The sequence below is a fragment of the Dyella sp. EPa41 genome (assembly GCF_016586165.1).
Classification (GTDB): domain Bacteria; phylum Pseudomonadota; class Gammaproteobacteria; order Xanthomonadales; family Rhodanobacteraceae; genus Dyella.
In genome coordinates this window covers 1-677 of sequence record NZ_BCPR01000161.1, presented here as the reverse complement: position 1 = coordinate 677, position 677 = coordinate 1, and the positions used below count along the sequence as shown (strand labels likewise).

Below are 677 nucleotides of genomic sequence, written 5' to 3'. Positions count from 1 at the left end.
ACTACAGCGTCAACGATGGTGGTACGCAGGGCGGCAATTACGCCAACAATGGCGCGAGCGGCCTCAATGCCTTGGCGGCTGGCGTGGGCGCCACGGCCACCGCCGGCTCCGCCACCTCGCTGGGCCAGAACACGCAGTCCACCGTATTGGGCGGCGTGGCGCTGGGTTCGGGCGCCGTGTCGGATCGCGCCATTGCGCCGACGTCAGGTTCGATCCTCGTCGGTACCAACGTCATTCCGTACAACACCACCGATCGCAACCTGCTCGGCGCCGTGTCGGTCGGCAATGCGACGGACTTCCGGCAGATCACCAACGTAGCCGACGGTACGCTCGATCAGGATGCGGTTACGCTGCGCCAGTTGAAGGGCGCGATGAGCTCGTTCTCGGTCACGCCGATCAAGTATTTCCACGCCAACTCCACCGCATCCGACTCGCTGGCGGTGGGCGCGGAGTCGGTCGCCATCGGTCCGCAGACGACGGTGAATGGCGACAACGGCATTGGCATGGGCAACGGCGCCATCGTGCAGCAGACCGCACCGGGTGGCACCGCGATCGGTCAGAACGCTACGGTGAACCTCGCCGACGGCATGGCGCTGGGCACCAACGCCACGTCCAACGGTATCCAGGCGATGGCATTGGGTGCAGGCACGCAGGCGGCGTTTGCCGGCAGCGTGGCG

Annotated in this window: 1 pseudogene; it reads left to right on the top strand. The window is 66.5% G+C overall.

Features of this window, described 5'->3' with window-relative positions:
- A pseudogene (locus JMF82_RS21875) lies at positions 1-677 on the top strand (hypothetical protein); the annotation flags it as partial.